The 4,557-nt window shown below is 56.9% G+C and carries 4 protein-coding genes and 1 pseudogene; 1 reads left to right on the top strand and 4 read right to left on the bottom strand.

The genetic code is table 11. The features are described from left to right. From P7F28_RS04510 to P7F28_RS04495, 4 genes are all read right to left on the bottom strand, one after another. A partial coding sequence (locus P7F28_RS04510; RefSeq protein ID WP_277183242.1) for a membrane dipeptidase occupies window positions 1–310 on the bottom strand: 310 nt, incomplete at its 3' end. A gap of 19 nt (window positions 311–329) precedes the next feature. Continuing rightward, complete coding sequence (locus P7F28_RS04505; protein ID WP_277183241.1) at window positions 330–1,694, bottom strand: MFS transporter; 1,365 nt, start codon at window positions 1,692–1,694, stop codon at window positions 330–332. Window positions 1,695–1,843: 149 nt separating this feature from the next. Then, window positions 1,844–2,719 carry a glycine betaine ABC transporter substrate-binding protein gene (locus tag P7F28_RS04500; protein ID WP_277183240.1) on the bottom strand — a complete coding sequence of 292 codons (876 nt, stop codon included), beginning with the start codon at window positions 2,717–2,719 and terminating at the stop codon, window positions 1,844–1,846. Window positions 2,720–2,956: 237 nt separating this feature from the next. Further along, a complete protein-coding gene (locus P7F28_RS04495) occupies window positions 2,957–3,577 on the bottom strand; it encodes a TetR/AcrR family transcriptional regulator (protein ID WP_277183239.1) in 621 nt (206 codons plus the stop codon). Window positions 3,578–3,718: 141 nt separating this feature from the next. Between P7F28_RS04495 and P7F28_RS04490 the strand changes: the two are divergent. Next, a pseudogene (locus P7F28_RS04490) lies at window positions 3,719–4,557 on the top strand (N-methylproline demethylase); the annotation flags it as partial.

The following is a 4,557-nucleotide window of genomic DNA, read 5'->3' as shown; positions in this document are numbered from 1 at the left end:
CGATATAACCGAGGTTGTCTTCGAACGCGTATGAATTTTGGAATCCGAAGATAATCCCGGTCTTGTTCTCTTTCTTGGCGCGCCGAATGTCATCGGTGGTCCGAACCAGCGTGAGCACGTCACTGTATTCGCGGATTTGCTGCTTCATTTCCGCGATATTGTCGATGGTCTTCTGAAAGTCTTCCCACACTGAGACCGTGCAGTTCACAGCGGTCACGTTGCCCTTGCGCATATCTTCGAACACGGAACGTTCGAACTTCGAAATATTCAGGCCATCGATGATGATGCTGGAGTCGTGAAGCGTGCTCATGATGTATCTCCGTATCCGTTCAGATGGTGCGTTTGGCAACGGGCTTCACGGCGGCTGCGCCGTTCGCGCCTGCAAATGCAGCGCCGCCTGCTTCTTCGAGCGCCGTGCTCGATGTTTCACGCAGCGAGAGGCCGCCGAGCATCGCAAAGATCGACACAGCGATCAGGTAATACGCAGGCGACAGCGTGCTGCCGGTTTCCGCGATCAGCCATGTCGCCACGAGCGGCGCGGTGCCGCCGAAAATCGTATAGGCGAGGTTGTACGTGATTGCCGATGCGGTGTAACGCGTCTTGGTCGGGAAGGTTTCGGAAAGCAGCGGCGCAGTGACCACGCCCGACAACACCGCACCGATGGCAAGCAACGCAACGCCCAACAGCGACGACGACAACTCACCCGAGCCGCCCAGCGAAAACGCCGGATATACCGTGACGATGATAAAGAGACCGGTGCTCGCAATCGTGGCGCGGCGGCCGACCTTGTCGGAGAACAGACCCGCAAGCGGGCAAATGGCCGCTGCAAAGAAAAGCGCAAGCACGGTCACGAGCAGCGAAGTGGGGCGCGACAAATGCCCCGCGACTTGCAGATAAGTCGCGAAATACGTGGTGAATGTATAGAACGACAGCGCCGTGACCGAAACGAACGCGCCGAGCTTAAGGATATTCAGCGACTGCGAGCGCAGCGTTTCCATCAACGGTGCATGCGCGACGTCGTGATTGCCTTCGAGTGCCTTGAACGCCGGCGTTTCATGCAGATTCATCCGCAGATACACGCCGATCAGACCAACCGGCGCAGCAATGAGAAACGGCACGCGCCATCCCCATTCCACCATCGATGTGGCGGAAAGCGATGATTCCAGCGCATAAGCGACCACGGCGGCGCAGGCGAAAGAAGAGAAGGTCGAGACCGGCACGAAGCTGCCGAAGAACGCACGGCGTTTGCGCGGCGCATGTTCCATCACATAGGCGCAAGCGCCCGCATACTCGCCACCTGCGGAAAACCCTTGTACGCAGCGAATCACCGTGAGAAGCAGCGGCGCCCAGTAACCGATGCTCGCATACGTGGGCAGCAGGCCGATCAGCGTGGTCGCGCCGGCCATCATCAGAATGGTGAAAGCGAGCGTGCGCTTTCGGCCGATCCGGTCGCCGATCACGCCAAAGAACAAACCGCCTAGCGGACGAAATGCAAACGCCACCGCAAAGACCGCGAAAGTCTTGAGCAGACCGATAGTCGGATCGCCGCTGGGAAAGAATTCTTTAGTGAGGATCGTGGCGAGAAAGCCGTAGGCGGCGAAGTCGAACCACTCGACGAAATTACCTATCGACGCGGCCGCTATGACACGCCGCAGCGTCTTCGTATCGACTTCCTGGCTTGCCTGAATCATCATCCACCCCTTTCAATGAACGGTTTTCGTCCGAATTGAAAGCAGAGTAGGTGCTCAAATTACCTAGGTCCATACGTGTCAATTACCTAAGTAATCGGGTTTTCCCCAAGGCGGGCGCTAAGCGTGCTTAATTTGCTTAGCGCCTTAAGCGTTTATTGCTGCAACCACGCCTGCAATTTCTCCGGATGCGAATCGACGAATTTCTTGGCCGCCGCGTTCCAGTCATTTGATGCATTGCCGTCGAGTTCGATCTGTTCGACATCGGCCAGCGTCAGCTTGTAGTGCTTGATAAAGGTATAAGCCTTCGGATATTTGGTCGCGAACTGCTTGGAGCCAAAGGCGCGAATTTGTTCGTCACCGCCGAGCACGCCTTTAGGGTCTTTCAAATAGCGCATCTTGTACTTCTGCCACAGCCAGTGCGGACTCCATACCGTCGCGACAATCCAGTTCTTGGCAGGATAAGCGCGCGCAATCGCGGTGAGCATGCCGGCTTCACTGGCGCGGATCAGGTTATACCCTGCCAGATCGTATTCCTTCATCGCCTTTTCCGATGCCACCATTTCGCCCGCACCCGGTTCGATGCCTTGAATCGTGCCGTTCAGCTTAGCCTTGACGTCGGGCTTGTTGAGATCCGCGATCGATGAAACTTCGCTCTCGGGTACGTAATCAGGCACCGCCCAGCCGATCTTAGCGCCCGTATAAATCACGCCCAGATCGTCCATCTCATCCTTGAAGCGTGCGTAGTAGGCCGCGTGCGTGACGGGAAGCCACGCGCCCAGCATCAGATCTACATCACCGCGCGACACGCCCTGAAACTGAATGCCCAGATCGGCGACGATCAGCGTCACAGGTTGATTGAGCTTGGTTTCCAGCACGTATTTCGCGGTGTAGGTGACCGCTTGAGTATCGGCCCAGTTGGCCAGCGAGATCTTGAGGGGATCGGCTGCCTGAGCGGACATCGCGAAAGTGACGGCTGATACCGTCACGCCTGCGTTCAAGACGAAGCGTACGAATGAGGAAGCTTTCATGTGAGATTCCCTGTGTCCTTGTCGCGACGGATGAGTAGTTGATCTGATTGCTGACTTACACGGTTTATTGTTTGGATCGTTAAGAAAAAAGTGCTAAGGGAGATTGCTAAGGCAACGCGAGCACGGCCTAAGGGCATCGCGTTGGCGCCGAGTATTTGAGTGCATTAATGCGCTGTCAACGTGATTTGTTTTCACCTCCGCATTACTTTGAGTTATGCGTGACGCGCAAGCAAGGCGTCACGCTTTGTAGTTGCGCCGCGCATAAAAACGCTGCATCTCGCAGTCTTGCGGGCGCAAGCCGGTAAATATCTCGACGAATTCGGGGATGCGCTTCATGCGCGTTTTAAAGCTCTCGTTAGGCTGCGTCGCGGCGTAGCCCACTTGCGTGAGATACGTCGTGCGCGCGCGCACATCGGCGACATGCTTTTCGTAGCCGAAGCGCACGAAAGTCGCTGTCAGCACGTCGATGCGCTGCTTATCGTCCTTCTGGATGAGGCGCGTAATCTCTGGCGATTGCTGCGCCCAATTGCGAATGGCCGCTTCGAAACGCGTGTCGAACAGCGCGCCGTCGAACCAGCAGTCGAATATATTCAGCATGGCCTCGCAGATGCTGTCCGCGTAGGCCTCGTTGCGTTTGATCCAGTTGCCCGTGTTCTTTTCTTCCCAGCGCGCGATCAGCGCGTCGAGCAATTCGTCGCGGTCGCGGAAAAACCAGTAGAAGCTCGTGCGGGCGAGATTCAACTTCTTGGCGAGCGGCAAAATGCGCACCGATTCCACGCCGCCTTCCAGCAGGCTTTCGTATGCGCAATCCAGCCACATATCGGCCGAGCCGCGTACGGTTTCGACGGTCTGATCCATTGCTTTCCTTTCTGCTTGCGTTTTAATGTACTGTACACCATTGTCGCTGTACTTGACACATGTGTACTGGCGACCTAATCTGCACGCACAACGCACCACAACGAATCGCTTTATTCCCAAAATCGCTTCAACGAGGCGCTCATGTCCACGGATCCGCTGCTGCAGCCGTACACGCTCAAACATCTGACGTTCCGCAATCGCATCATGACGACGTCACATGAACCGGCATATGCCGAGGACGGCATGCCGAAGGAGCGGTATCGCGCATATCACGTTGAACGGGCCAAGGCGGGCATTGCATTGACGATGACAGCCGGCTCCGCCGCCGTGTCCAAGGACAGCCCGCCCGTGTTCAACAATATCCTCGCGTACAAGGACGAAGTCGTGCCGTGGATGAAGGATCTCGTCGATGAGTGCCACGAGCACGGCGCGAAAGTGATGATCCAGTTGACGCATCTGGGACGGCGCACGCGCTGGGACAAAGGGGATTGGTTACCAGCGGTGTCGCCTTCGCATCACCGCGAACCGTCGCACCGTGCGTTTCCGAAGAAGCTGGAAGACTGGGATATCGAGCGCATCGTGCAGAATTTCGCGGATGCCGCCGAGCGCATGAAAGCGGCGGGTCTGGACGGGCTGGAAATCGAATCGTACGGACATCTGATGGATCAGTTCTGGTCGCCGCTCACCAACACGCTGGACGGTCCTTACGGTGGATCGCTGGATAATCGCTTGCGCTTTACCTTTGATGTCATGCGCGCCATGCGCGAACGCGGCGGCGAAAAATTTCTGCTCGGCATTCGCTATACCGCCGATGAAATGATGGCGGGCGGTATCACGAAAGAAGAGGGCATCGAGATTTCAAAGCGGCTGAAGGGCAGCGGTTTGATCGACTTCCTCAACATCGTGCGCGGCCATCTGGATACCGATGCGGGCCTCACCGATGTGATCCCGATCATGGGCATGCGCAGCGCGCCGCATCT

The sequence above is a fragment of the Caballeronia sp. BR00000012568055 genome, from assembly GCF_029439455.1.
In the GTDB taxonomy this organism is placed as follows: domain Bacteria; phylum Pseudomonadota; class Gammaproteobacteria; order Burkholderiales; family Burkholderiaceae; genus Caballeronia.
This window is presented reverse-complemented; position numbering and strand designations above follow the sequence as displayed.